The 23,775-nt window shown below is 65.9% G+C and carries 23 protein-coding genes; 19 read left to right on the top strand and 4 right to left on the bottom strand.

All coding sequences use genetic code 11. The annotated features are described in order from the left end of the window. Nucleotides 1-91 precede the first annotated feature (91 nt). The 11 genes from KQH53_06505 to KQH53_06555 all read left to right on the top strand — a co-directional run bounded on the left by KQH53_06505 (nucleotide 92) and on the right by KQH53_06555 (nucleotide 9,894). Nucleotides 92-1,084: a glycosyltransferase family 9 protein gene (locus KQH53_06505; GenBank protein MCB2226314.1), complete on the top strand. Its 993-nt coding sequence runs from the start codon at nucleotides 92-94 to the stop codon at nucleotides 1,082-1,084. An 8-nt stretch (nucleotides 1,085-1,092) separates the two neighbouring features. Beyond that, nucleotides 1,093-2,184 carry a glycosyltransferase family 9 protein gene (locus KQH53_06510; GenBank protein MCB2226315.1) on the top strand — a complete coding sequence of 364 codons (1,092 nt, stop codon included), beginning with the start codon at nucleotides 1,093-1,095 and terminating at the stop codon, nucleotides 2,182-2,184. 70 nt (nucleotides 2,185-2,254) lie between these two features. Beyond that, entirely contained in the window at nucleotides 2,255-3,214 is a 960-nt protein-coding gene (locus KQH53_06515; protein MCB2226316.1) for an SDR family oxidoreductase, read from the top strand. Further along, on the top strand, nucleotides 3,214-4,470 hold the full coding sequence (locus tag KQH53_06520; protein ID MCB2226317.1) for an O-antigen ligase family protein: 1,257 nt from the start codon (nucleotides 3,214-3,216) through the stop codon (nucleotides 4,468-4,470). The genes KQH53_06515 and KQH53_06520 overlap by 1 nt, the downstream gene beginning before the upstream one ends. A 52-nt stretch (nucleotides 4,471-4,522) precedes the next feature. After that, complete coding sequence (locus KQH53_06525) at nucleotides 4,523-5,827, top strand: UDP-glucose/GDP-mannose dehydrogenase family protein (protein ID MCB2226318.1); 1,305 nt, start codon at nucleotides 4,523-4,525, stop codon at nucleotides 5,825-5,827. A 13-nt stretch (nucleotides 5,828-5,840) separates the two neighbouring features. Then, nucleotides 5,841-6,368, top strand: a complete 528-nt coding sequence (locus KQH53_06530; protein ID MCB2226319.1) for a DUF4416 family protein — start codon at nucleotides 5,841-5,843, stop codon at nucleotides 6,366-6,368. Next, nucleotides 6,365-7,243 (top strand): YicC family protein, encoded by an 879-nt coding sequence (locus tag KQH53_06535; protein MCB2226320.1) that lies wholly within the window; start codon nucleotides 6,365-6,367, stop codon nucleotides 7,241-7,243. Before KQH53_06530 ends, KQH53_06535 begins: the two co-directional genes overlap by 4 nt. 9 nt (nucleotides 7,244-7,252) lie before the next feature. Beyond that, complete coding sequence (locus KQH53_06540; protein MCB2226321.1) at nucleotides 7,253-7,540, top strand: DUF370 domain-containing protein; 288 nt, start codon at nucleotides 7,253-7,255, stop codon at nucleotides 7,538-7,540. After that, nucleotides 7,537-8,145: a guanylate kinase gene (gmk, locus tag KQH53_06545; GenBank protein ID MCB2226322.1), complete on the top strand. Its 609-nt coding sequence runs from the start codon at nucleotides 7,537-7,539 to the stop codon at nucleotides 8,143-8,145. Before KQH53_06540 ends, gmk begins: the two co-directional genes overlap by 4 nt. A gap of 2 nt (nucleotides 8,146-8,147) precedes the next feature. Next, entirely contained in the window at nucleotides 8,148-8,897 is a 750-nt protein-coding gene (gene rlmB, locus KQH53_06550; GenBank protein MCB2226323.1) for a 23S rRNA (guanosine(2251)-2'-O)-methyltransferase RlmB, read from the top strand. 37 nt (nucleotides 8,898-8,934) lie between these two features. Next, nucleotides 8,935-9,894, top strand: coding sequence for a hypothetical protein (locus tag KQH53_06555; GenBank protein MCB2226324.1), 960 nt, complete (start codon nucleotides 8,935-8,937; stop codon nucleotides 9,892-9,894). A 676-nt stretch (nucleotides 9,895-10,570) separates the two neighbouring features. Here KQH53_06555 and KQH53_06560 read toward each other — a convergent pair. The 4 genes from KQH53_06560 to KQH53_06575 all read right to left on the bottom strand — a co-directional run bounded on the left by KQH53_06560 (nucleotide 10,571) and on the right by KQH53_06575 (nucleotide 13,584). Next, on the bottom strand, nucleotides 10,571-11,260 hold the full coding sequence (locus tag KQH53_06560) for a YggS family pyridoxal phosphate-dependent enzyme (protein ID MCB2226325.1): 690 nt from the start codon (nucleotides 11,258-11,260) through the stop codon (nucleotides 10,571-10,573). Further along, complete coding sequence (maf, locus tag KQH53_06565) at nucleotides 11,257-11,856, bottom strand: septum formation inhibitor Maf (protein ID MCB2226326.1); 600 nt, start codon at nucleotides 11,854-11,856, stop codon at nucleotides 11,257-11,259. Before maf ends, KQH53_06560 begins: the two co-directional genes overlap by 4 nt. 2 nt (nucleotides 11,857-11,858) lie before the next feature. Further along, entirely contained in the window at nucleotides 11,859-12,632 is a 774-nt protein-coding gene (locus tag KQH53_06570) for a TatD family hydrolase (GenBank protein MCB2226327.1), read from the bottom strand. Between the two features lie 172 nt (nucleotides 12,633-12,804). Further along, nucleotides 12,805-13,584 (bottom strand): dihydropteroate synthase, encoded by a 780-nt coding sequence (locus KQH53_06575; protein ID MCB2226328.1) that lies wholly within the window; start codon nucleotides 13,582-13,584, stop codon nucleotides 12,805-12,807. A 230-nt stretch (nucleotides 13,585-13,814) separates the two neighbouring features. Here KQH53_06575 and KQH53_06580 point away from each other — a divergent pair, with 230 nt between their 5' ends. The 8 genes from KQH53_06580 (at nucleotide 13,815) to KQH53_06615 (ending at nucleotide 23,765) form a co-directional block, all read left to right on the top strand. Further along, nucleotides 13,815-14,912, top strand: a complete 1,098-nt coding sequence (locus KQH53_06580) for an HD domain-containing protein (GenBank protein ID MCB2226329.1) — start codon at nucleotides 13,815-13,817, stop codon at nucleotides 14,910-14,912. 266 nt (nucleotides 14,913-15,178) lie between these two features. After that, nucleotides 15,179-16,024, top strand: a complete 846-nt coding sequence (locus KQH53_06585; GenBank protein ID MCB2226330.1) for an ABC transporter ATP-binding protein — start codon at nucleotides 15,179-15,181, stop codon at nucleotides 16,022-16,024. A gap of 21 nt (nucleotides 16,025-16,045) precedes the next feature. Next, nucleotides 16,046-18,064, top strand: coding sequence for an AMP-binding protein (locus KQH53_06590; protein MCB2226331.1), 2,019 nt, complete (start codon nucleotides 16,046-16,048; stop codon nucleotides 18,062-18,064). Nucleotides 18,065-18,094: 30 nt separating this feature from the next. After that, nucleotides 18,095-18,982, top strand: a complete 888-nt coding sequence (locus KQH53_06595) for a branched-chain amino acid ABC transporter permease (GenBank protein ID MCB2226332.1) — start codon at nucleotides 18,095-18,097, stop codon at nucleotides 18,980-18,982. Nucleotides 18,983-19,026: 44 nt separating this feature from the next. Continuing rightward, nucleotides 19,027-20,088 carry a branched-chain amino acid ABC transporter permease gene (locus tag KQH53_06600; protein ID MCB2226333.1) on the top strand — a complete coding sequence of 354 codons (1,062 nt, stop codon included), beginning with the start codon at nucleotides 19,027-19,029 and terminating at the stop codon, nucleotides 20,086-20,088. A gap of 165 nt (nucleotides 20,089-20,253) precedes the next feature. Continuing rightward, the gene (locus tag KQH53_06605) at nucleotides 20,254-21,417 is read left to right on the top strand and encodes an ABC transporter substrate-binding protein (protein MCB2226334.1); all 1,164 of its coding nucleotides are present in this window, start codon (nucleotides 20,254-20,256) and stop codon (nucleotides 21,415-21,417) included. 67 nt (nucleotides 21,418-21,484) lie between these two features. Beyond that, complete coding sequence (locus KQH53_06610; GenBank protein MCB2226335.1) at nucleotides 21,485-22,288, top strand: ABC transporter ATP-binding protein; 804 nt, start codon at nucleotides 21,485-21,487, stop codon at nucleotides 22,286-22,288. A 193-nt stretch (nucleotides 22,289-22,481) separates the two neighbouring features. Beyond that, a complete protein-coding gene (locus KQH53_06615; protein MCB2226336.1) occupies nucleotides 22,482-23,765 on the top strand; it encodes an AMP-binding protein in 1,284 nt (427 codons plus the stop codon). Nucleotides 23,766-23,775 lie beyond the last annotated feature (10 nt).

The following is a 23,775-nucleotide window of genomic DNA, read 5'->3' on the forward strand; positions in this document are numbered from 1 at the left end:
AATCATTACGGTAATGCTATATTTGGCAATCACTTCGCGGGGAGGATCAACCGCTTATGCGCTGTCGGCAACAGGGGAGGCGGATCACAGCATGAACCGGCCCAGGGTATTGGCCGCCTGCACCACGGCCATCGGCGACACCATGTTTTGCAGCCCGGCGCTCATCGCCATGGGACGGCGTTTCGACGTGGACGTGCTGGTGCACCAGAAGCGCCGCCCCCTGCTGCGCGAGAACCCTTACCTGCACCAGGTCTTCCCCTACCGCAACAACCCCCTGAGCCGCACCTACCTGGCCGCTGCCCTGGCCTCGCGGCGCTATGAGAGCCTGGTGGTGTTGCACGCCAACGACGACCTGATTAAGCTAATGCCCCGTTTGCGCTACAATCGCGCGGTGAACATCCAAGGCTGGGACCGGCCGGATCTCAAGCTGACCGCCCTGCCGCGCAATCCCAAGGTGCACGCGGTGGACGAGCGCCTGCGCCTGGCCCAGTGGGCCGGGGCCGAGATCCAGCCCCAGGACCGTTTCATGCGCATGTTCCTCCGGCCCCAGGAGGCCGAGTCGGCCGAGAAATGGCTGCGCGAGCTGGGCATGGCCAGCGGCCGCCCCCGGGTGGGCCTGGTGCTGGGGGCCTCGGCGGGCTACCGCCGCTGGCCGGCGGAGCGCTTCGGCCGGGTGGCGGCCAGCCTGCGCAAGCAGGGCATCGAGGTCATCTACATAGGCGACGCGGCCGAAAAGGATCTGGCCCGCCGGGCCGACGAGATCGCCGGCCACGCCTTCCACCGGGGCTACAACTTGGGCCTGCGCCTGCTGGGCGCGGTGCTCAGCCGCTTGGACCTGGTAATCAGCAACGACACCGGCCCCTTGCATTTGGGGCAGGCGGTGCAGACCCCGGTGCTGGGGCTCTTCGGCCCCACCGACCCGGTGAAGGTGGGCCCTCGCGGCCCCCGCGACCGGGTGATCAAGGTGCAGGCCACCTGCGACCCCTGCCTGGAAAAGGGCTGCCAAGACCCCTTCTGCATGGACCAACTCACCGAGGATATGGTCATCGAGGCAGCCGGCGAAATGCTGGAGCTGGAGGCCTGAGCTGGTCCGTGTCCGTGCTTGCCGGCATATTGAACCCCCTGGTGCTGGGACGCCTGCGCGACGACCCCGGCCCCTTTGACCCCGCCCGGGTGAAGAGCATCCTGGTGGTGCGCAACGACAACATCGGCGACGTGCTCTGCACCACCCCGGCCATCCAGGCCCTGCGCGAGGCCTTTCCCCGGGCCCATCTGGCGGCCATGGTTTGCACCCTTAGCCAGCAGGCCATAGAGGGGCACCCGGCTCTGGACGAGCTTTTGGTCTACCCCAAGGCCAAGCACAAGCACTTTGGGGCCCTGGAGTCCTACCAGCGCATGGGGGCCATGCTGCGCGCGGCGCGGGCCCGGCGTTTCGATCTGGCCGTGGCCTTTCGCGACAGCTTTTCGCCCTCCCAGGCCTGGCTGGCCTATGCCTCCGGGGCGCGCTGGCGCCTGGGGCCCGAGGCGCGGGGCAAGCGAAAGCGCCTGGGCTTTTACTACAACCTGCCCGCGCCCTGGCCGCCCAAGGACGATCATGAGGTGCTGCGCTGCATGGCGTTGCTCAGGTACATCGGCCTTGACAGCCAGCCCGGTAGGCTATATCTGGAAATACCCCAGGCCTCCAAGGACAAGGTGGCGGAATTCCTGGTCAGTTGTGGTCTGGACCCGGCCCGGCCCCCGGTGGTATTGAACATCACCCGTTGGGCCTACCGCCCGGAGTGCACCTGGCCCGACGAGAAGTACCGCCGCCTGGCCGGGGAGCTGGCCCGGCGGCCGGAGGGCCTAATTGTCACCCATGCCCCGGGCGACAAGGAGTGGGTGTCGGGTATACTGTCAGGGCTGAAACCCGAGGTGCCGGTGTTCGCCTCGCCCAGCCTCAAGGACTTTGCCGCGGCCATCGCCGCCGGCCGGGCCTTCATCACCCCCGAGGGGGGGCCCATGCATTTTGCCGCGGCGGTGCATCGGCCTCTGGTGGTGATGTGGTCCTCCACCCCCTTGTGCAACTGGCGGCCCTGGGGCGTGCCCTGCGAGGTGTTGGGAGCCACCGGCCCCATCGCCCCCATAACGGTGGAAGAGTTGCTGGCCGCCCTGGAGCGGCTGCCGGCTTCTCCTTTGAACGATTGAGAGTACCGGACCCCATGGCTTTAACCCGGTGCCGCGATTCCCTGGCCCCCAGACCACGGAGCAAGGCCTGATGTCCACATACCTGATCACCGGCGGAGCCGGTTTTATCGGCTCCCATTTGGCCGAAACCCTGGTCAAGGACGGCCACTCGGTGCGCGTGCTGGACAACCTGGCCACCGGCCACCGCGAAAATCTGGAGCCCGCCTCCGGGGGGCCGGGCGCTCTGGAGTTCATCGAGGGCGATATCCGCGACCTGGACACCTGCCAGCGGGCCTGCGACGGGGTGGATTACGTTTTGCACCAGGCGGCCCGGGCCAGCGTGCCCCGCTCCATCGAGAACCCCCTGGCCACCAACGAGGTCAACGTCAAGGGCAGCCTGAACGTGCTCTACGCGGCCAAGGAGGCCGGAGCCAAGCGGGTGGTCATGGCCTCCAGCTCCTCGGTCTACGGCAACGTGGAGCCGCCGGACGCGCCCAAGGTGGAGACCCTGCCGCCCCGGCCCATGAGCCCCTACGCCGCCTCCAAGGTGTCCATGGAGCACTACGCCGCCGCTTTTTATGCCGTCTACGGCCTGGAGACGGTGTGCTTGCGCTACTTCAACATCTTCGGGCCGCGCCAAGATCCCAACTCGCCCTACGCGGCGGTGATCCCCAAGTTCCTGTTCTGCCTCATGGAGGGCGAGCGGCCCCCGGTGCACGGCAACGGTAGGCAGAGCCGCGACTTCACCTATATCGACAACGTGGTGCAAGCCAACCTGGCCGCCTGCACCGCGCCCCAGGCCGCCGGTCAGGCCATCAACGTGGCCGCCGGGGTGAGCCACGACCTCTTGGATCTCCTGGACATCCTGATGCGCCTCACCGGGGTGCGCCTGGAGCCCGAGTTCCTGGACCCCCGGGCCGGGGACGTGGCCTACAGCCTGGCCGACCTGACCAAGGCCCGCGAACTGCTGGGCTATGAGGTCACCGTGGACTTCCGCGCCGGTCTGGGCCATCTGGTCAAGTTGGCTCAAGAGGGCAGGTACTTGGCTTGATGACCGCTGCCCGCCCATCGGCGCTCTTTAGGGAGCGCCCGGCTCTGGCCGAGTGGTTCTACCGCCTGGCCCGCGTCTTCGCCCTGAGCCTTATCTTCATCCTGCCCCTGGAGGCGGTGACCGCCGCCCGCGAGATCGCGGTGGTGGGCATGGTGTTCTTTCTGGCCCTGTTCATGTGGGCCCGGGGCTCGGTGGACTTTCGGCCCACGGTGCTCTTCTGGCCCCTGTTCTTTTACGTGGCCTGCGCGGTGTTCAGCCTGTTCAGCGCGGTGGACATGGCCTACACCCTCAAGGAGCTACGGGGCGAACTGCTCAAGGGCCTGTTGATCTTTTACGGCGGGGTGCACCTGATCCTGGACGAAGAGAACCTGGAGCAATGCTGGGGCATGATCCTCATCGGCCTGGGGGTGATGTCCCTGGCCGGGGTGGTGCTCTTTTTTCAGGAAGGCGGCTCCCTGGCCAACCACGCGGTGCGCGCCGGGGGCCTGCACAGCGGCTATGGCTCTCTGGGCACCTATTTGGTGCTGGTGTGGCCCTTCTTGCTCCTGGCCCCGCTCATCTGGGACGCGGCCTGGGCCAAGACTCTCTGGCTGGCTCTGATCGTTTGCACCGGGCTGTTGGCCTACACCACCTACAACCGGGCCGCCTGGCTGGCCATGCTCTTGCAGGCGGCGGTGTGTCTGGTGATGATGGCGCGGCGCAGGCTGCGCATGGCCCTGGTGGTGATGGTCGCGGCGGTGCTGATCGCCGGGGCGCTTTTGGCCGCGCCCGGTTCGCGCCACGGCGAGGACTGGTCCATGCTGGTCAAGAACCCCCTCAAGACCGGGGGCACGGCCGGAGACCTCCTGGCCGCCTGGCGGCACTCCTGGCGCCAGATCAAGCAAGACCCCTTCCAGGGCATCGGCTTGGGGCGGCACAGCTTTTCCAAGGCCTACCCCGAGTTCCGCCGCACCCACCAGCCGCTGTTGTGGCACGCGCACAACACCTTCGTGGACCTGACCCTCCAGCTGGGAGTGCAGGGGCTCATCGCCATCTTGCTGATCATGGGGGTCTTGGTCTGGGCCCTGTGGCCCCATTCGCCGCCGGCCACCGGCCAGACGGCCACGGCCTTCGGCGCGGCCGTGGTGGCCGTGGTTATCGGCTTCGCAGTGCGCAACCTGTTCGACGACTTCTTCGTGGACGACACGGGAATGATGTTCTGGCTGCTGGCCGGGCTGGCCCTGGGGGGGCGCGAGCTGGCCAAGCGCCGCGCTTGAAAAGGGATTATCACCGCGCCCGAGGGCGCTATTCGATGACGGGAATGGTCTTATGAATATTTGCATGGTGGGAGTTGGCTACGTTGGCCTGGTTACCGGGGCCTGCTTCGCCGAGTTCGGCATCAACGTTTGCTGCGTGGACAAGATGCCGGACAAGATCGAGATGCTCAACAACGGCAAGGTGCCCATCTACGAGCCCGGCCTGGAAGAGATGGTGGCCAAGAACATGCGCGAGGGCCGCCTGAGCTTCACCACCGATTTGGAGGAGGGGCTTAAAAACGCCCTGGTCATCTTCATCGCGGTGGGCACCCCCCAGGGCAACGACGGCGCGGCCGACCTCAAGTACGTGGAAGAGGTTGCACAGAGCATCGGCCAGACCATGACCGACTATCTGGTGGTGGTGACCAAATCCACCGTGCCGGTGGGCACCGGCCAGAAGGTGGCGGCCATCATCAAAGAGCACCAGAAGGAGCCCATCGACTTCGACGTGGTCAGCAACCCCGAGTTTTTGCGCGAAGGCTCGGCCATAGAGGACTTCATGCGGCCCAACCGGGTGGTGGTGGGGGCCAACAGCGAGAAGGCCCAGGCCATCATGCGCGACCTCTACGCGCCCCTGTACCTCATCGAGACCCCGTTCGTCGTCACCAACGTGGAGACGGCGGAGATGATCAAGTACGCCTCCAACGCCTTCTTGGCCACCAAGATCAGCTTCATCAACGAGATGGCCAACATCGCCGAGCGGGTGGGGGCGGACGTGAACCTGGTGGCCAAGGGCATGGGCCTGGACCGCCGCATCGGGCCCAAGTTTTTGCACGCCGGGCCCGGCTTCGGCGGCTCCTGCTTTCCCAAGGACACCGAGGCCATCGCCCACATCGCCCGGGAGCACGGCTACGAGTTCAAAATCGTGGACGCGGTGATCGCGGTGAACCGCCGCCAGCGGGGGGTGATGGCCGAAAAGATCATGGAGGCCCTGGGCGGCGACGCCGAGGGCAAGACCGTGGCCTGCCTGGGCCTCACCTTTAAGCCTAACACCGACGACATGCGCGAGGCCCCCAGCCTGGGCATTTTGCCCCTGCTCATGGACCGGGGCGCCACGGTGCGGGCTTACGACCCCGCCGGGCTGGAAGAGGCGGGCAAGATGATGCCCGGCCTGGTGGCCTGCGAAAACGCCTACCAGACCGCCGAGCAGGCCGACTGCCTGGTGCTCATGACCGAGTGGAACCAGTTCCGCAACCTGGACTGGGAGCGCCTGGCCGGGCTGATGCACGACAAGGTGGTGGTGGACCTGCGCAACGTGTACAGCCCGGACAAGGTGCGCGACAAGGGCTTCACCTATTACAGCGTGGGCCGGCCCTAGCCCGGAGACGGTGGTGCTCTCCCGGTTGGTGCTCAGTTTGCTGGCCGGCCCGGAGGCTCCCCGCGCCCTGGCCCTCAAGCGCCTGGCCTCCGAGCTGGGGCGGGTGGTATTCTACTCGGAACCGCTGGCCTTTCCCGGCGCCGACTTCTACGCCCCGGAGATGGGCCCCGGCCTCACCCGCCGGGTGGCTGCCTTCGCCGGCCTGCGCTCCTCCGGTGAGCTGGCCGGGATCAAACGGCGCTGCATGGAGCTGGAGGCCGAGCTGGCCGTGGAGGGGCGGCGGCGGGTGAACCTGGACCCCGGGCTCTTGGGAAAGGACGCCCTGGTCCTGGCCACCCACAAACCCGGCGGCCACCGCCTGGAGCTGGCCCCGGGGATTCACGGCGAAGTGACGCTTTTTTTCCGGCAGGGCGCCTACGAGCCCTTGCCCTGGACCTATCTGGATTACGCCGCCGGGCCGCTCAACGAGCTGCTGGGCTCGATGCGCCCCCGCCTGCTGGAAAGCCTAAGGCGGGCCGGGCGCCAAGGAGAGATGGTTTGATCAAGTCCATGACCGGCTACGGCCGCGGCCAAAGCGATCTGGGAGAGGGTAGTTGGGCCGTCGAGATCAAGACGGTGAACTCGCGCTACCTGGACTTCCATTTGCGCCTGGCCCCGGGGCTCATGTCCCTGGAGGAGCGCATCAAGAAGTTTGTGGGCGCGCGCCTCACCCGGGGGCGGGTGAACCTTAGCGTCGGCTCCACCGGCGCGGTGGGCGCGCCTCCCCGCCTGGCCCTGAACAAGCCCCTGGTGCGCGAGTATCAGCGGGTGCTGGCCGAGCTGCAAGCCGAGCTGGGCATCACTCAGGAGCCGGGGCTCATGCCCTTCCTCTACAACCGCGAGCTGATCGTGACCCAGGAGGAGGGGCCCAACCCCGACGCCCTGTGGTCCCAGATCGAGCCCGCCCTGAACGCGGCCCTGGACGAGCTGGAGCAGATGCGCGCCGCCGAGGGCCACGCCCTGGCCGAGGACCTGCGGGCCCGTTTGGAGGTTGTGGGCTCGCTCTACCAGCAGGCGGCCTCGCGCTCGCCCCAGGTGGTGGCCGCCTATCAGGAGCGCCTCAAGGACCGCATCGCCACGCTCACCGCGGACACCGAGCCCGACCCTCAGCGCCTGGCCCTGGAAGTGGCCATCATCTCCGACAAGGCGGACATCACCGAGGAGGCGGTGCGCGCGGCCAGCCACATCGAGCAGTTCCGCGCCTTTTTGGACAACGGCGAGCCGGTGGGGCGCAAGCTGGACTTCCTGCTCCAGGAGATGAACCGCGAGGCCAACACCATGGGCTCCAAGACCCCGGACGCGGCGGCGGGCCAGGTGATCGTGGAGCTCAAGGCCGAGCTGGAGCGCATCCGCGAGCAGGTGCAGAACATAGAGTAGGGGAGGACCGTGGCTGGCAAGCTGATGAGCCTGGGTTTCGGCAACCACGTGGCCGCCCGTAGGGTGGTGGCCATCCTCAACCCGGCCAGCGCGCCCATGAAGCGCCTCAGGGAGGAGGCCCGCCAGGCGGGCCGCCTGGTGGACGCCACCCAGGGCCGCCGCACCCGCTCCATCATCGTGACCGACTCGGGGCACGTCTTGCTCTCGGCCATCCAGCCAGACACCATGGCCCAGCGCTACGAATCCACCAGCTTTGAAGAGACCCCCATCGACCTGGGCGACAAGGAACCGGCATGAGCGACCAAGGCCAGATCATCGTACTTTCCGGCCCCCCGGGCGCTGGTAAGAGCACCATCGCCGAGCGGGTGCGGGCCGAGATGCCCGAGCTGGCCTACTCGGTCAGCCTGACCACCCGAAAGCCCCGCCCCGGCGAGGTGGACGGCAAGGACTACTTTTTCGTGGACCGCGCCGAGTTTCAGCGCCGCATCGCGGCCGGGGAGATGGCCGAGTACGAGGAGATCTTCGGCAACCTCTACGGCACCAGCGAAAAGGTGATCCGCGCGGCCCTGGAAAAGGGGCAAGACCTGTTTCTGGACACCGACGTGAACGGGGCCGAGCAGCTCAAGAAGCGCTTTCCCCGGGGCGTGTTCATCTTCCTGCTGCCCCCCAGCCCCAAGATTCTGGAGCAGCGCCTGCGCGGGCGGGGCACCGAGGAAGAGGACAACCTGCGCCAACGCCTGGAGCGGGTGCGCTACGAGGTGGGCAAGGCGCCCAACTACACTCACCTGGTGGTGAACGACGATCTGGACAAGGCGGTGGCCGAGGTCAAGGCCATCATCACCGCCGCCCGCCGCCGCACCGAGCGCCACCAAAAACTCATCGAAGAATTTCTAGCGATCTGAGCATGGGCGCTCCCGAACAAAACGCCATCGTGGGCCGCCACGCGGTGGCTGCCGCCCTGAGCGAGCGGCCCGGCGCGGCCACGGAGCTCATCCTGGCCGCCGGGGACAACTCCGCCGCCCTGAACAAGCTGGCCCAGGCGGCCAAGACCGCGGGCATCAAGGTGCGGCGCGCCCCGCGCTCCCGCCTGGAGGAACTGGCCCAGGGAGCGGCCCACCAGGGTGCGGCCCTGGTCCTGGCCGCCCACGCCTACGCCGAGCTGGACTACATCATCTCCGCCGCCCAGGACGCGGGCGACATGGCCTTGGTGGTGATCGCGGACCACATCCAGGACCCGCACAACCTGGGGGCCATCCTGCGCTCGGCCGCCGGGGCCGGGGCCCAGGGCGTGGTCATCCCCAAGGACCGGGCCTGTCCGCTTACCCCGGCGGCGGCCAAGGCAGCGGCGGGAGCGGCCTCCTTTTTGCCTGTGGCCCGGGTGACCAACCTGACCAGCGCGGCCCAGGAGCTCAAGGACGCGGGGCTCTGGCTCATGGCTGCGGCCACGCGCGGCGCGCCCCCGCCCTGGGAGCACGACCTTCGGCGTCCCCTGGCCCTGGTGGTGGGCGGGGAGCACAAGGGCGTAGGCTCGCGGCTGCTCAAGGAATGCGACATGCAGGCCAGCCTGCCCCTGGACCCCACGGTGGAAAGCCTCAACGCCTCGGTGGCCGCCGGAATCCTGCTGTTCGAGATCGTGCGCCAGCGCAGCGCCTAGGCCCCACTCACAACCCGTTTCGGAGCAGGCCCCGCCGGTGAACCCGCTGCGCGCCATATTCGCCGCACTGGCCTGGATCGGCCGCCAGGGCACCAGATCCATCACCGCCCTGGTCATCGTGGGCATCGCGGTGCCGCCCCTGGGCGCGCTGTTCAAGCCCTTTCTCAGCGCGGCGGTCTTCGTGCTGCTCTGCACCGCTTTCCTGCGCCTGGACCCCAACCGGCTGCGCGGCTATCTGGGCAAACCCCGCCTGGTGATTCTGGCCACGGTCTGGACCATGCTGGTCATGCCCCTGGGCTTCGGTCTGGCCTGCTGGGCATTCGGCCTGGACCAGCGCTTGCCCGCCCTGTACCTGGGCCTGATGATGCAGGCGGTGGCCTCGCCCATGATGGCCTCGCCCGCCCTGGCCGCGCTCATGGGCCTGGACGCCACCCTGGTGCTCATCACCCTGGTGGCCAGCAGCGCGCTCATCCCCATCACCGCGCCCCTGTTCGCCCACTTTTTCATGGACGCCAGCCTGGCCCTGGACCCCCTGGCTCTGGGCCTGAAGCTGGCCCTGATCCTGGCAGGCTCGGCCTTGGTGGGCACCCTGCTGCGCCGCCTGGCCGGCCCGGTGGCCATCGCCCGCCACGGCGAGAAGATCGACGGCTTCAACGTGCTGGCCCTGTTCGTGTTCGTGGCCGCCATCATGCAGAACGTGGCCGGCTCTTTCGTGGACAAGCCCCTGCTCTCCAGCGGCCTGACCGTGCTGGCATTCGGGGCGTTCTTTTTGCTGCTGGCCTCCACGGCGGCGGCGTTCCTCTGGGCCGGGCGCGACCGGGCCCTGGCCCTGGGGCTCATGTCCGCCCAGCGCAACCTGGGCCTCATGCTGGCCGCCACCGGCGGAGCCCTGCCCGAGTTGACCTGGCTCTACTTCGCCCTGGCCCAGTTCCCCATCTACCTCACGCCTCAGATGCTCCTGCCCCTGGCCCGCAAGCTGACTCGGAAGGAGAGTTAGAACCTTTCCCTGATCTGCCATAGAGAGAAAAAGAAAAGAGCAGTTTTGAAAGAGGGAAGGGAACAGGGAAAGCTTTTCCCCGCTCCATGACTGCGCTGCTTGCGGTGAGAGCCCACCAACAAGCAACGCCCTGTTGGCCCCGATAGCTATGCTACCGGGGCGGCGAAGCCGCAAGAGATCTTCGGCGGGTACTGACGTGCGGCATAGGCAGAGCGTTCTGATGGCAGGGTTTCTTGTCGCCTCGCTTTCGCTCGACGACCCCGACGGGCAAGCTGTCGGGGGCAACAGAAATAAGGAGGAAATTTGGAATGAAAGTAGCCGCAAGAAATCTTGGCGACAATTCCTTCTGTCATAGCGAGGAGCGGATTCTTGGCCGCAGACTCGGAAAGGCTGCCTCGCCTAGACGGTTCGGGGAGGGAAGAAGAGGCAGGTAAGGGAAAGGCCTTGGTTGGCCCAGACAGCTCGCTGTCTGGGTCGCGGAGCGACAAGAGGTCCGGCCGGCTGCCGCGATTCTCTTCGGCGGTGTCGGTGGGACGATCCCGTTTCTTGCAGGCAGAGATTGCCGCGTCGCCGCTGAAAAGCGGCTCCTCGCAATGACAACCCCTCTTTTTTCTTAGTGGAGGGGCGGGGTTTATCCCCGCCCGATTCGGCAACGAAACATGAGAAGGGTCGAGGCCTAGCTGTAATCGCGCTCGCCGAAGATGGCCGTGCCCACGCGCACCAGGGTGGCCCCCTCGGCGATGGCCGCCTCGTAGTCGCCGCTCATGCCCATGGAAAGATGGGCCATGGCGCCGGGCGGCAGGTCCGGGGCCAGGGTGGCAGCCAGGCGGCGCAGCTCGGCGAAAAAGGGCCGGGCCGCCTCGGGGTCGTTGAAAAACGGCGGCATGGTCATCAGGCCCATGAGCTCCAGGTTGGGCAGCTCGGCCACGGCCTGGGCCAGGGCAAAGGCCTCGCCGGGCTCGCAGCCCGATTTCTGGGCCTCGCCGCCCACATTGACCTGCAAGAGCACCCCCAGCTTGCGGCCCTGCTCGCCGGCGTGGCGGTCCAGGGCCTTGGCCAGCTTGATGCGGTCCACGCTCTGGATCACGTCGAAAAGCTCGGCCGCGATCTTGGCCTTGTTGCTCTGCAAGTGCCCGATGAAATGCCAGGACGCCCCCAGGCCCACGGCGGGAATCTTGTCCTGCGCCTCTTGCACATAGTTTTCGCCGAAGATGAGCTGACCCGCGGCCAGGGCTTGGTTCACCGCCTCGGCCGGGTGGGTCTTGGACACCGCGATGAGGCGCACCTGCTCGGGCTTGCGGCCCGAAGCCTTGGCCGCCTGGGCTATGCGGGAGGTAACGCGGGCCAGGTTGGCGGCGATGCTCATGCCTTTTCTCCTTGCGGCTCGATGATGCCCTGGGCCAAGAGCAGCTCCACCACCGAGGCCAAGGGCAGGCCCACCACGTTGGTGTAGGAGCCGCTCACTTCCTTGACCAAGGCCGCGCCCAGGCCCTGCACCGCGTAGGCCCCGGCCTTGCCCCTGGGTTCGCCGCTGGCGATATAGGCCGCGATCTCGCCGGGGCTCAGCTCGCGGAAGCGCACCTTGGTGCGGCCAAGACCGCTGTGCTCCGAGCCGTTATAGCGCAAGCAAAAACCGGTGAGCACCTGGTGCTCGGCCCCGGAGAGGCGCTCCAGCATGTCACGGGCCTCGGCGTCGTCCTCGGGCTTGCCCATGATGCGCGCGCCCAGCACCACCAGGGTGTCGGCGGCCAGCACCGCCTCGTGGGGCTCGGCCTGCACGGCCCGGGCCTTGGCCAGGGCCAGGCGGGATGCGGCCTGCTCGGCGTTCTCGCCGGGCAGGAGCGCCTCGTCGATCTCGGCCGGGGCCAGGCGGTAGGCCAGGCCCACCCGCGCGAGCATCTCCTGCCGCCGGGGCGAGGCCGAGGCCAACACCAGGGCGCGCCCCGGACTGAGGCGATACAAGCTTAGTCCTCCAAATAGGGCAGACCGAACAGGCGGCGGGCGTTGTCCGCCGTGGTCTGGGCCACTTCCTCGGAAGGCAGGCCCAGGGCCTTGGCCAGGGCGTCGCACACCAGGCTCACGTAGGCGGGTTCGTTGTCCTTGCCCCGGTGGGGTGTGGGGGCCAGGTAGGGGCAGTCGGTCTCGATGAGTATCTTGGTCAGGGGCACGTCCTTGACCAGGGCGCGCAGCTCCTTGGCGTTCTTGTAGGAGATCACCCCGGTGACCCCGATACAGAAGCCCATGGACACCAGGTCCTTGGCCATGGCCGCGTCGCCGCTGAAGCAGTGCACCACGCCGCCCACCCGCTCGGCGCCCAGCTTGTCCAGCATGGACATCACCTCGGAGTGCGCGTCGCGGTCGTGCACCACCAGGGGCAGGCCCAAATCCAGGGCCATCTCGATCTGGGCCTGGAAGGCGTCGCGCTGGAGGTGGCGCGGCGAGAGGTTGCGGTAGAAGTCCAGGCCGCACTCGCCGATGGCCACCGCCGAGGCGGTGAGGGCCATGAGCTTCATCTCGGCCCAGGTGTCTGGCTTCACCTTGTCGGCCTCGTGGGGATGCAGGCCCACGGTGCAGAAGACGCCGCGCATCTGGCGGGTCAGGTCGGCCGCCTTGCGCGAGCTGGGCAGGTCGATGCCGATGGTGATGATCTGGCCCACCCCGGCCTCGCGGGCGCGGGCGAACGCGGCCGCCGGGTCCTTGAGCAGGTCCAGGTGTGCGTGGGTGTCGATGAGCTTCATGTTGACGTTTCCTTGCGCCGGGGCTCCGCATGGTCGCGGCGGAGCGAATACCATCGGCTGCTGGCGGAAGAATCCCCCCGGCCCGCCAGGGCAGCCTTTGCGAAATTATACCGGATGAATGGCCCTTCGTTCATATTTGACACACTTGAACCCTAGGCTACCATGACGCCGGTCATTTGAACTCCCCCGGCGCGAACACGCTGTGCCCGCTGAAAACCTTGAGCAGGCGGGCCGTGTTCAGCAATTCCGGATCTGCCGCGTCCATGAGCGCCACCTCCAGCCCGGCCCCGGCCGCGGCGGCCAGATAGGGCGCGGCCGCGAAGCCCGCCCTGGCCCCGGCCGTGGCCGTGACCAGATTGCTCAGGGCGATGAGCCGGTAGGGCGGCGGATCGAACACCTGGGGCAGGGCGCGCAAAGTGGCCAGCACCGCCGCCGCGTGGGCCTCGCCGCCTTGCAGGGCCAGGGGCATGACCATGGGGTCCAGGATCAGGCGGGGGCCCTCGATGCCCCGGCGCCGCGCCTCTTCCACGATCAGGGCGGCCAGGGCCAGGCGCTCCTCCACCTCCAGGGGCACCGTGGCGGTCATGGTGGCCGCGATCACCGATAGATGATGGTGCGCCGCGATGTCCAGGACCGGGCCCAAGCGGGCGGGCTCGGCCGTGGCCATGTTGAGCACCGGCGGCCGCGAGCAGAAGCCCACCGCTGTTTCCAAGGAGGCGGGGTCGGCCGCGTCTATGATCAGCTTGGCCGGGCTGGCCGCCTCGGCGGTGGCCACCAGCCACTGCCAGGTCTCGGCACGGCGGGCGGCGGGCACAAAGCCGGGGTTCAGGTCGATCCAGGCGGCGCCTTTTTCATGAAGCCCGGCGCACAGGTTGCGCACGAACTCGGCGTCGCGCTCCTCCAGGGCCCGGCGCACCGAGGGCCGCGAAGCGGTGAGGTTGTCGGCAGCCACGATCATCGCCGCAGATTACAGGGCTTCGCTCCGGCTGGCAAGAAAATGCCGCCTTTTCCGAGCGCTTGACAGGGCAGGGCCGGGGCGGTTGAATGGAAGCGTATCGACTTTCCCCCTGATCAGCGGAGCGACTAGGCTTGAGTGAAGAGCTGCTGCGCGGCCTGCGCCGTCGCCTGGAACAGCGCGAGGAGGACACCCTCTTTGCCGGGGCCTGCCTGAGCACCCAGGCCATGCGGCGGCGCGAAGACCCCCTGGCCGAGCGGGGCCACCGCCTGGCTTTCGCGGTGGACGCGGACCGGGTGCTGCACTCGCTGGCCTACACCCGCTACATCGACAAGACCCAGGTCTTCTCCCTGGTGGACAACGAGCACATCTCCCACCGGGTGCTGCACGTGCAGCTGGTGAGCAAGATCGGGCGGGGCCTGGCCCGGATGCTGGGGCTCAACGAGGATTTGGTGGAGGCCATCGCCCTGGCTCACGACCTGGGCCACCCGCCTTTTGGCCACGACGGAGAGGTCTACCTGAGCCGCCTGTGCGTGGCCCATGGTTTGGGACCCTTCCGCCACAACCTCCAGTCGGTGCATTTCTTGGAGCGCCTGGAAAAAGGGGGCAGGGGGCTCAACCTGAGCCTCCAGGTGCTGGACGGGGTGCTGGCCCATGACGGCGAGAGCCACACCGTGGGCCTGGCCCCCCAACGAGGCAAGAGTTTCGCGGAGTTGGACCGCGAGATGGCCGAGATGGCCGTGGGCGAGCGCCGCTCCACCACGCCCATGACCCTGGAGGGCTGCCTCATGCGCCTGGCCGACAGCATCGCCTATGTGGGCCGCGACCTGGAGGACGCCATCGCCCTGGGGCTGGTGGAGCGCCGGGAGTTGCCAGCGGAGGTGCGCGAGGTGCTGGGCGAGTCCAACGGAACCATCGTCTACCGCCTGGTGGAAGACCTGACGGTTCACTCCCTCGAACAGGAGCGCATCGCCTTCAGCCCCCCGGTGGGGTCGGCTCTGGGGGCCCTCAAGGCGTTCAACCTGGAGCGCATCTACACCAATCCGGTCATAAAGACCGAGCACCCCAAGATCGCGGCCGCCTTTGAGCTGATGTTCGAGCGCTTTTTGGCCGACCTGGAGGCCGGGCGGGAACAAAGCCCTCTGTTCGGCGATTTTCTGGCCAACCTGGACTCGGATTACCTCGACCAAACCCCACCGGCCGGTGTGGTGCGAGACTTCCTGGCCGGTATGACCGACGATCTATTTTTGAAACGCCACCAGGAAATGGTGGCTCCCCGCCGCCTGCCGCCACGCCTAAATACAGCCCATGCAAAACAAAACTGAGCGCTCAGTCGGATAGTACACTAGCCTGTTCCTGGTTGATTGAACCGTCGTTCACAATGTAAGGGAAAACAAGCATTTTTGACATTTTTGTGGTTGAACCGGCGGGCTCCTTTGTCATAGAATGCTCACTCAGCCAAGGCGCCCTCTAGCGCGAAAATGCATGGAAAGGCTCACGCCAGCATTGCTCAATAAGCCGGACCCAAGTTGAAACGACCACAGCAAGCCCGTCTCGCCGCTTGAGCGCACGGGTCCGGCCAGGAGGAGATATGCCGTCGCCTAGAACTGCCGGGCAGGAGCAACCCAGCCCTGCCGAGGCCAAACCGCCCCTTCTCATCATTGACGACATTCATCTTAGGTTCGGTGGGCTGAACGCCCTGAGCGGGGTCAGCTTCGAGGTCCAGGAAGGGCACATCCAGGCGATCATCGGGCCCAACGGGGCGGGCAAGACCTGCATCCTCAACTGCATCTGCCGCTTTTATCACCCCCACCGGGGAAGCATCATCTTCAACGGCCAGGACATCTCCAAGGTCGCCACCCACAAGGTGGCTGCCCTGGGAATCGCCCGCAGTTTCCAGAACATCGAGCTGTTTCGCGGCATGACCGTGCTGGACAACATCAAGCTGGGCCACCACGTGCACATGCACGCGGGGTTCTTGTCCGGCGGCATCTACCTGGGCCGGGCCAAGAACGAGGAGATGAAGGTGCGCGCCGAGATCGAGGAGCGCATCATCGACCTGCTGGAGATCGAGGCCATACGCAAGCAGGTGGTGGGCACCTTACCCTATGGCCTGCAAAAGCGGGTGGAACTGGCCCGCGCCTTGGCCATGCGGCCCAAGATTTTGCTCCTGGACGAGCCCATGGCCGGCATGAACCTGGAGGAGACCGAGGACATGGCCCGCTTCATCCTCGACGTGAACGAGGAGTGGGGGGTCACGGTGGTGCTCATCGAGCACGACATGGGCGTGGTGATGGACATCTCGGACAACGTGGTGGTGCTGGACTTCGGCACCAAGATCGCCCAGGGCTCCCCGGAGGAAGTCAGCAAGAATCCCCACGTCATCGAGGCCTACCTTGGGGCCGACGACGCGGCTCATTCCAAGCTGGGTTTGTAGCATAAGCCTGGAGAAGCGCTAGTGCCCCGGAAGACCTATCTGCAAGCAGAAACCAGCGGCGCGGACATCGGCAACGACACCATGCCGGCCCTGCTCAAGCGCAACGCCGACAAGTACGGCGACGACAAGGTTGCGCTTCGCGAGAAGGAATACGGCATCTGGCAGTCGTACACCTGGCGGCAGTACCACGAGCACGTGAAGTACTTCGCCCTGGGCCTGGCCGCCTTGGGCTTCAGCGACGACGACGCCCTGGCCATCATCGGAGACAACCGCCCCGAGTGGGTGTTCGCCGAGCTGGCCGCCCAGAGCCTGAAAGGCCGCCCCCTGGGCATCTACCAGGACTCCATCCTTAACGAGGTGGCCTACGTCATTGACCACTCGGAGGCCAAATTCGTGGTGGCCGAGGACCAGGAGCAGACCGACAAGGTCCTGGACATGAAGCACGAGCTGCCCCGGGTCAAGAAGGTGATCTACACCGACCCCAAGGGCATGCGCGACTACGACGACCCGCTGCTCATCTACCTGCCCGAGGTGGAGCGCATGGGCCGCGAGTTCGAGAAGGAGCACCCCGAGTACTACGAGAAATCGGTGGCGCGCCTGACCCCGGAAGACGTGGCCCTGATCGCCTACACTTCCGGCACCACCGGCTTCCCCAAGGGTTCGCTGCTCACCCATTCCAACATGCTCAAGATGGCCCTCAATTTGGCCCAGGTGGACCCCAAGTTCCCCAACGACGAGTTTGTCAGCTTCCTGCCCCTGCCCTGGATCGGGGAGCAGATGATGAGCGTGTCCACCGCCCTGGCCATCGGCTTCACGGTGAACTTCCCCGAGGAGCCCGAGACCGCCATGGCCGACCTGTACGAGATCGGGCCCAACGTGGTGTTCAGCCCGCCGAGGGTGTGGGAGCAGCAGGCCCGCTCGGTGATCGTGCGCCACTTGGACGCATCCTGGCTTAAGCGCTTCGTGTACCGCCTGTGCATGCCCATCGGCTATGAGATGGCGGACTTCCATTTCGACAAGCAGGAGCCGCCCTGGTACTGGAAGCTCATGTACTCCCTGAGCTACGTGATGCTCTTCCGGGCGCTAAAGGACCGTCTGGGATTTTCCAACATCCGCTCCGCCTCCACCGGCGGCGCGGCCCTGGGGCCCGACGTGTTCCGCTTCTTCCACGCTTGCGGGGTGAACCTCAAGCAGATCTACGGCCAGACCGAGATCTCGGGCATCTCCTGCATCCACCGCGAGGGCAAGGTGGACTTCACCAGCGTGGGCGAGCCCATCCCCGAGACAGCGGTGAAGATCGACGACCCCGACCCCGAGGGGGTGGGCGAGATCATCTCGCGCTCGCCGGCCCTGTTCGATGGCTACCTGAAGAACGACGAGGCCACGGCCGAGACCATCGTGGATGGCTGGCTGCACTCGGGCGACGCGGGCTACGTGACCGACGAAGGCCGCCTGGTGTGCATCGACCGCGTCAAGGACCTGATGCAGCTCACCAGCGGGGCCCGCTTCTCGCCCATGTTCATCGAGAACAAGCTCAAGTTCTGCCCCTACATCGTGGAGCCCTGCGTCTTGGGCCACGAGCGGGGCTATGTAACAGCCATCATTTGCATCGACTACAAGCACACCGGCAAGTGGGCCGAGGGTCACCGCATCGGCTACACCACCTACACCGACCTGGCTTCCAAGTCCGAGATCTACGACCTGATCGAGCGGGAGGTGGTGCGCGTGAACCGGGAGCTGCCCGAGGCGGCGCGCATTGCTAAGTTCCTGTTGCTCTACAAGGAGTTCGACCCGGACGACGGCGAGCTGACCCGCACCAGGAAGCTTCGCAGGCGCTTTATCGCCGAGCGCTACGCCAAGGAGATCGAGGCGCTCTACGAAGACATCGACCAGGTGCACGTGGAGAGCGAGATCAAGTACCAGGACGGCAAGACCGCAACCATCATCACGGACCTGCACATCCGCAAGATGAAGCCCATGGACCAATATGCCCTGGAGGCCGAGCGCAAGTGGTGGCAGTTCTGGAAGCCGGTGCACTAGAACCGGGCCCTTTTTAGACGGGAAAGGCGCATGCAGGAATTCCTACAGCTAATCGTGACCGGGTTGGTGATCGGCTCGGCCTACGCCCTGGTGGCCATGGGCTTCGCGCTCATCTACAAGTCCACCAGCATCATCAACTTCGCCCAAGGCGAGTTCGTGCTGGTGGGCGGGTATGTGTGCTGGTGGCTCTACACCGGGCTGCACGTGCCCATCGTGTGGGCCTTCATGATCACCATGCTTATCGCGGTGCTCATGGGCATGGTGCTGGAGCGCTTGATGCTCAGGCCCATGATCGGCGAGCCCATCATCAGCGTGATCATGATCACCATCGCCCTGGCCGCGGTGCTCAAGGCGGCGGTGACCATGCTGTGGGGGACCCAGATCAAGGTGTTCACCCCGGCCATCTTCAGCCAAAAGGCGGTGTATCTGGGCCCGGTGCTGGTGAGCGAGGTCTACTTATGGACCTTCGGCTTCGCCGCCGTGTTCCTGGGCGTGTTCGCCGCCTTCTTCAAGTTCACCCGGGTGGGCATCTCCATGCGGGCGGTGGCCAACGACCAGCAGGTGGCCCAGTCCATGGGCATCAGCGTAAAGCGGGTGTTCGCCATTTCCTGGTCCATCGGCGCCCTGGTCAGCGCGGTGGGCGGCATCCTGGTGGGCAACATCAACGGCATCAACATCACCCTGAGCGACTTCGGCCTCAAGGTGTTCCCGGCGGTTATTTTGGGCGGCCTGGAGTCCATCGGCGGGGCCATCATCGGCGGGCTCACCATCGGGGTGTTGGAGAACATAATGGGCTCGTACCTCGACGCCTATCTGGGCGGCGGGGTCAAGGAGATCGCACCGTTCATCGTGCTGATCATCATCCTTATGATCAAGCCCTACGGTCTGTTCGGCATCAAGGAGATCGAGCGGGTCTAGGCCCGCCGCGGCCCGGCCGGGGCCGCCAAACTTGGGAGGCGTAAATGCCCTGCGGTCTATTCTTCGAGACCTACCAGAAGGACCAAAGCATCTTCCCCACCTGGTGGCTGAGGTGCTGGATGATCGCCTTGGGCGTGTTCCTGCTGGCCTTCCCCTTCTTTGCCCAGCCGATCAGCGACCTGGTGGGCATCAACGTGCTCAACATGTTCAACCTGATCTTCATCTACGTGGTGGGGGCCCACGGCCTGAACCTGCTCACCGGCTACACCGGGCAGATCTCCCTGGGCCACGGCGCTTTCATGGGTGTGGGGGCCTACACCGCGGGCATCCTGGCCAACATGGGACTGCCTTTTTACGTCTGCCTGCCCCTGGCCGGCCTGGTCGCCGCCGCGGTGGGCATGATCTTCGGCATCCCCTCGCTCAGGCTTCGGGGCCTGTACCTGGCCATCGCCACCCTGGCGGCCCAGTTCATCCTGGTTTATGCCATGCGCAACTGGGAGCACCTCACCGGCGGTTCGGCCGGCCTCTTGGTGCCCACGGCCAAGATCGGCTCCTTCGAGTTCGACAGCGACTTCAAGTTTTATTTCCTGGCCCTGGCCTTTGCCATCATGGCCACCATGTACCTCAAGAACCTTTCCCGCACCCGCACCGGCCGGGCCTTCGTGGCGGTCCGCGACCGCTACCTCTCGGCCGAGGTGATCGGGGTGAACCTGTTCAAGTACCGCATCATGAGCTTCGGCATCAGCTCGTTCATGGTGGGCATCGCCGGCGGCCTGTGGGCCTACTACATCACCATCATCTCCGACGAGCACTTCACGCTGTGGCTCAGCGTCCAGTACCTGGCCATGTGCATCGTGGGCGGCCTGGGCCAGGTCCTGGGCTCCATCTTCGGGGTTATCTTCATGGTGGTGCTGCCCGAGCTGCTGCGCATACCCACCGAGCTACTGACCGGGATATTCCCCAACATCTCCGACATATTCGCCAGCCTGCGCGAGATGGTTTTCGGGATCGTGGTGATCCTGTTCCTGATATTCGAGCCGGACGGCATGGCGGCGCGGTGGCACACCATACGCGCCTATTGGAAGTTATGGCCGTTTTCTTACTAGAATGATAGGGAGCCAAGCCCGGCACACCAAGGCCGGGCGAGGGAGGGACCCCAAGGGACCAATCACGGCGAATGCCTAGCGGCCGCCCCCAAAGAGGGCGGGCCGGTGATTGGTCGCCAAGAAAACGGTTGGGAGAGTGGTAACTTGGGAAAGGAGAGGAATCGGATGAAAAAGGCACTGTTGATCATCGCCTTGATGGCGGCGGCCTGCCTGCTGCTGACCCCGGCGGCAATGGCCAAGGACATCAAGGTGGGCGGCATCTTCGACCAGACCGGCCCCACCGGCGCGGTGGGCGCGGACTATCAGAAGGGCGCCGTGGCAGCCACCAAGTTCTGGAACGACAAGGGGGGAATCGACGGCATCAAGTTGGACCTGATCTCCAACGACTACGCCTACAAGATCCCCGAGGCTCTGAACCTGTACAAGAAGTACAAGGACGTTGACAGGGTTTACGTGATTCAGGGCTGGGGCACCGGCGACACCAACGCCCTTCGGCCCCTGGTCAACCGCGACAAGATCGTGTTCTTCAGCGCGTCCTATGACGGCAACCTGACCAGCCCCAAGAAGAACCCCTACAACTTCTTCATCGGCACCAGCTACTCCACGGCCATCCGTTTGGCCATGATCTACGCCAAGGAGAAGGGCGCCAAGAAGGTGGTCTTCATCTACCCCGACCACCCCTATGGCAAGAACCCCATCCCGGCCGGCAAGGACTACGCCAAGAAGCTGGGCCTGAACATCGGCCCGGACGAGATCGTCAGCCTGCGGGCCATGGACGCCACCAGCCAGTTGCTGCACATGAAGAAGTTCAACCCGGACTTCGCCTGGATCGGCGGCACCACCCCCTCCACCGCGGTGATCATCAAGGACGCGGCCAAGCACGGCCTGACCACCAAGTTCGTGATCAACTGCTGGGGCTTTGACGAGAACCTGCCCCGCCTGGCCGGCAAGGCGGCCGAGGGCCGCGCCTTCGGTATGCTGCCCGTGGCGCCCTTCGGGGCCGACGTGCCCGGCATGAAGGACGTGGTGGCTTCGGCCGGCGGCAAGAACTACACCCTGCACTACGTGAAGTCCTGGGTGTCGGTCATGGTCATGGTCGAGGGCCTCAAGCGCGCCAAGAAGGCCGGCAAGCTCAACGGCCCGGGCCTCAGGGCCGCTCTGGAGACCTTGAAGGACTTCAACACCGGCGGGCTCTGCGCGCCCATCACCTACACCCCCGAGGATCACCGCCCCAACACCTCCATGGCTATTGGTGGCATCAAGGACGGCAAGATCTTCCTGGTCAAGGACGTGAACTTCCCGCGCAAGAAGGAGTACATCGGCTGGTAGGCCGAGCTCACGGCGGGGGCTCCCTCGGGAGCCCCCGTTTCACCTTGAACCGTTCGAGGACCGAATTATGCCGCTGTTGTCGGTGAACAACATCGAGGTCATCTACGATGACGTGATCCTGGTGCTCAAGGGCCTGTCGCTCACCGTGGAGGAGGGCCAGATCGTGGCCGTGCTGGGGGCCAACGGGGCGGGCAAGACCACCACCCTGAAAGCCATCAGCGGTCTTTTGAAGACCGAAGAGGGCGAGGTCACCGACGGGGCCATCGAGTTCGACGGCAAGCAGATAAATCTGCTGGAGCCCGAGGAGATCGTCAAGCGGGGCATCTTCCAGGTCATGGAAGGACGCCGGGTCTTCGAGGACCTCACGGCCAAGGAGAACCTCATCGCCGCGGCCCACACCCAGAAGTGCTCCCGCGGCGAGCTGGAAAAACGCATCGAGCAGGTCTATCACTACTTCCCCCGCCTCAAGGAGCGCGAGAGCGGCCTGGCCGGCTACCTGAGCGGCGGGGAGCAGCAGATGCTGGTGATCGGCCGGGGCATGATGGCCAAGCCCCGTTTGATGATGCTCGACGAGCCTTCCCTGGGGCTTAGCCCCCTGCTGGTGGGCGAGATTTTCGAGATCATCGGCAAGCTCAACAAGGAGCTGGGCACCACCATCCTGTTGGTTGAGCAGAACGCCCGCATGGCGCTGAACATCGCCGACCACGGCTACATCATGGAAAATGGCAAGATCGTCCTGGACGACACCACCGAGAAACTGAAAAGCAACGAGGACGTGAAGCGCTTTTATCTGGGCATGACCGACGTGGGCACCAAGCGCTCTTACCGCGATGTGAAGCATTATAAGCGCCGCAAGCGCTGGCTCACTTAGTCCGGCCCACCCACCCACCGGCAGACTGTGTTGCCGGCTTCGCTGCAGCCTCGACGTAGCTAAGGCTACGCCTCCGGCTGTCGGTCGCCGGACGCCTTGTCTGCCGGCGGCTGGATGAGCCGGAAAAAAATTTGAGAGAGAGTGTCTGGCGTTTGCCAAGGGCCGCCAGGCTTCGGAAATAGGGAGGGGAGCAATGCCGGACAAGGATCGCACCAGCGGGTATCTGCGGCCCGAGCTGGAGACCATGGACCCCCAGGCCCGCCAGGAGTACCTGGACGGCCGGGTGGCCGATATCGTGGCCCACGCCTATGCCAACGCCCCGGGGTTCAAGAAGGTCATGGACTCGGTGGGCGCCCAGCCGGGCGACATCACCTCGGTGGCCGACCTGCCCAAGCTGCCGGTGAACAAGAAGTCCGAGCTGGTCTCCGCCCAGCAGGCGGACCTGCCCTTCGGCGGCCTGATGGGCTCGTCCATGGACAACGTCAGGCGCATCTACATCTCGCCCGGACCTATCTACGAACCGGCGGACAAGACCTATAGCGACGACCGCTGGGCCCAGGCTTTGTATGCCGGCGGCTTCCGCTCGGGTGACATCGCCCAAGTGACCTTCAACTTCAACATGGTGCCTTTCGCTTTCAACCTGGACGAGTCGCTCAACTCCCTGGGCTGCGTCAGCGTGCCCACCGGCGTGGGCAACACCGAGCTTCAGGTGCAGATAATGAAGGACCTCCAGGTGCAGGGCTACCTGGGCACCCCCAGCTTCCTGGCCGCCATCGCCGACAAGGCCGAGGCCATGGGCCTGGACCCCCTGAAGGACCTGAACCTGCAAGTGGCCTTCGTGGCCGCCGAGGCGCTGCCCAGCAGCCTGCGCGCCGAGCTGGAGGAGCGCCTGGGCATGACCGTGCGCCAGTGCTACGGCACCGCCGAGCTGAACTGCCTGAGCCTGGAGTGCTACCACATGGGCGGCATGCACCTGGCCCAGGACTGCGTGGTGGAGGTGGTGGACCCGGAGACCGGCCAGCCGGTGGAAGAGGGTGAGATCGGCGAGGTGGTGGCCACCATCTTCAACAAGACCTATCCTCTGATCCGCCTGGGCACCGGCGACCTGACCTCCCTGACCTATGACACCTGCGCCTGCGGCCGCACCTCGCCCAAGATGGTGGGATGGCTGGGCCGGGTGGACCAGGTGACCAAGGTGCGCGGCATGTTCGTGCGCCCGGAGAACGTGCAGCAGGTGGCGGCCAAGTTCCCCCAGGTGGAGGCCTTCCAACTGGTGGTGACCCGCGAATCCAACCAGGACGTGATGACTCTGGTGTGCGAGCTGACCGAGGCAGGCGTGGACCGCGAGGAGCTTCGGGGCGACATCGAGCGGGAGCTCAAGGAGATCCTCCGCGTAAAGGGCCAGGTCAACTTCCAGCAGAAGGGCCAATTGCCCGAGGGGTGCAAGGTTATCGACGACCAAAGGAAATGGGATTAGCTGGGCGGCT

Source organism: Desulfarculaceae bacterium (genome assembly GCA_020444545.1).
Classification (GTDB): domain Bacteria; phylum Desulfobacterota; class Desulfarculia; order Desulfarculales; family Desulfarculaceae; genus Desulfoferula.

Coding starts and splice junctions, on each gene's coding strand:
- KQH53_06505 (MCB2226314.1), top strand. CDS start 92: ATGAACCGGCCCAGGGTATTGGCCGCCTGCACCACGGCCATCGGCGAC.
- KQH53_06515 (MCB2226316.1), top strand. CDS start 2,255: ATGTCCACATACCTGATCACCGGCGGAGCCGGTTTTATCGGCTCCCAT.
- rlmB (MCB2226323.1), top strand. CDS start 8,148: ATGGGCGCTCCCGAACAAAACGCCATCGTGGGCCGCCACGCGGTGGCT.
- KQH53_06585 (MCB2226330.1), top strand. CDS start 15,179: ATGCCGTCGCCTAGAACTGCCGGGCAGGAGCAACCCAGCCCTGCCGAG.
- KQH53_06610 (MCB2226335.1), top strand. CDS start 21,485: ATGCCGCTGTTGTCGGTGAACAACATCGAGGTCATCTACGATGACGTG.
- KQH53_06580 (MCB2226329.1), top strand. CDS start 13,815: ATGCGGCGGCGCGAAGACCCCCTGGCCGAGCGGGGCCACCGCCTGGCT.
- gmk (MCB2226322.1), top strand. CDS start 7,537: ATGAGCGACCAAGGCCAGATCATCGTACTTTCCGGCCCCCCGGGCGCT.
- KQH53_06525 (MCB2226318.1), top strand. CDS start 4,523: ATGAATATTTGCATGGTGGGAGTTGGCTACGTTGGCCTGGTTACCGGG.
- KQH53_06595 (MCB2226332.1), top strand. CDS start 18,095: ATGCAGGAATTCCTACAGCTAATCGTGACCGGGTTGGTGATCGGCTCG.
- KQH53_06605 (MCB2226334.1), top strand. CDS start 20,254: ATGAAAAAGGCACTGTTGATCATCGCCTTGATGGCGGCGGCCTGCCTG.
- KQH53_06560 (MCB2226325.1), bottom strand. CDS start 11,260: ATGAGCATCGCCGCCAACCTGGCCCGCGTTACCTCCCGCATAGCCCAG.
- KQH53_06520 (MCB2226317.1), top strand. CDS start 3,214: ATGACCGCTGCCCGCCCATCGGCGCTCTTTAGGGAGCGCCCGGCTCTG.
- KQH53_06615 (MCB2226336.1), top strand. CDS start 22,482: ATGCCGGACAAGGATCGCACCAGCGGGTATCTGCGGCCCGAGCTGGAG.
- KQH53_06600 (MCB2226333.1), top strand. CDS start 19,027: ATGCCCTGCGGTCTATTCTTCGAGACCTACCAGAAGGACCAAAGCATC.
- KQH53_06570 (MCB2226327.1), bottom strand. CDS start 12,632: ATGAAGCTCATCGACACCCACGCACACCTGGACCTGCTCAAGGACCCG.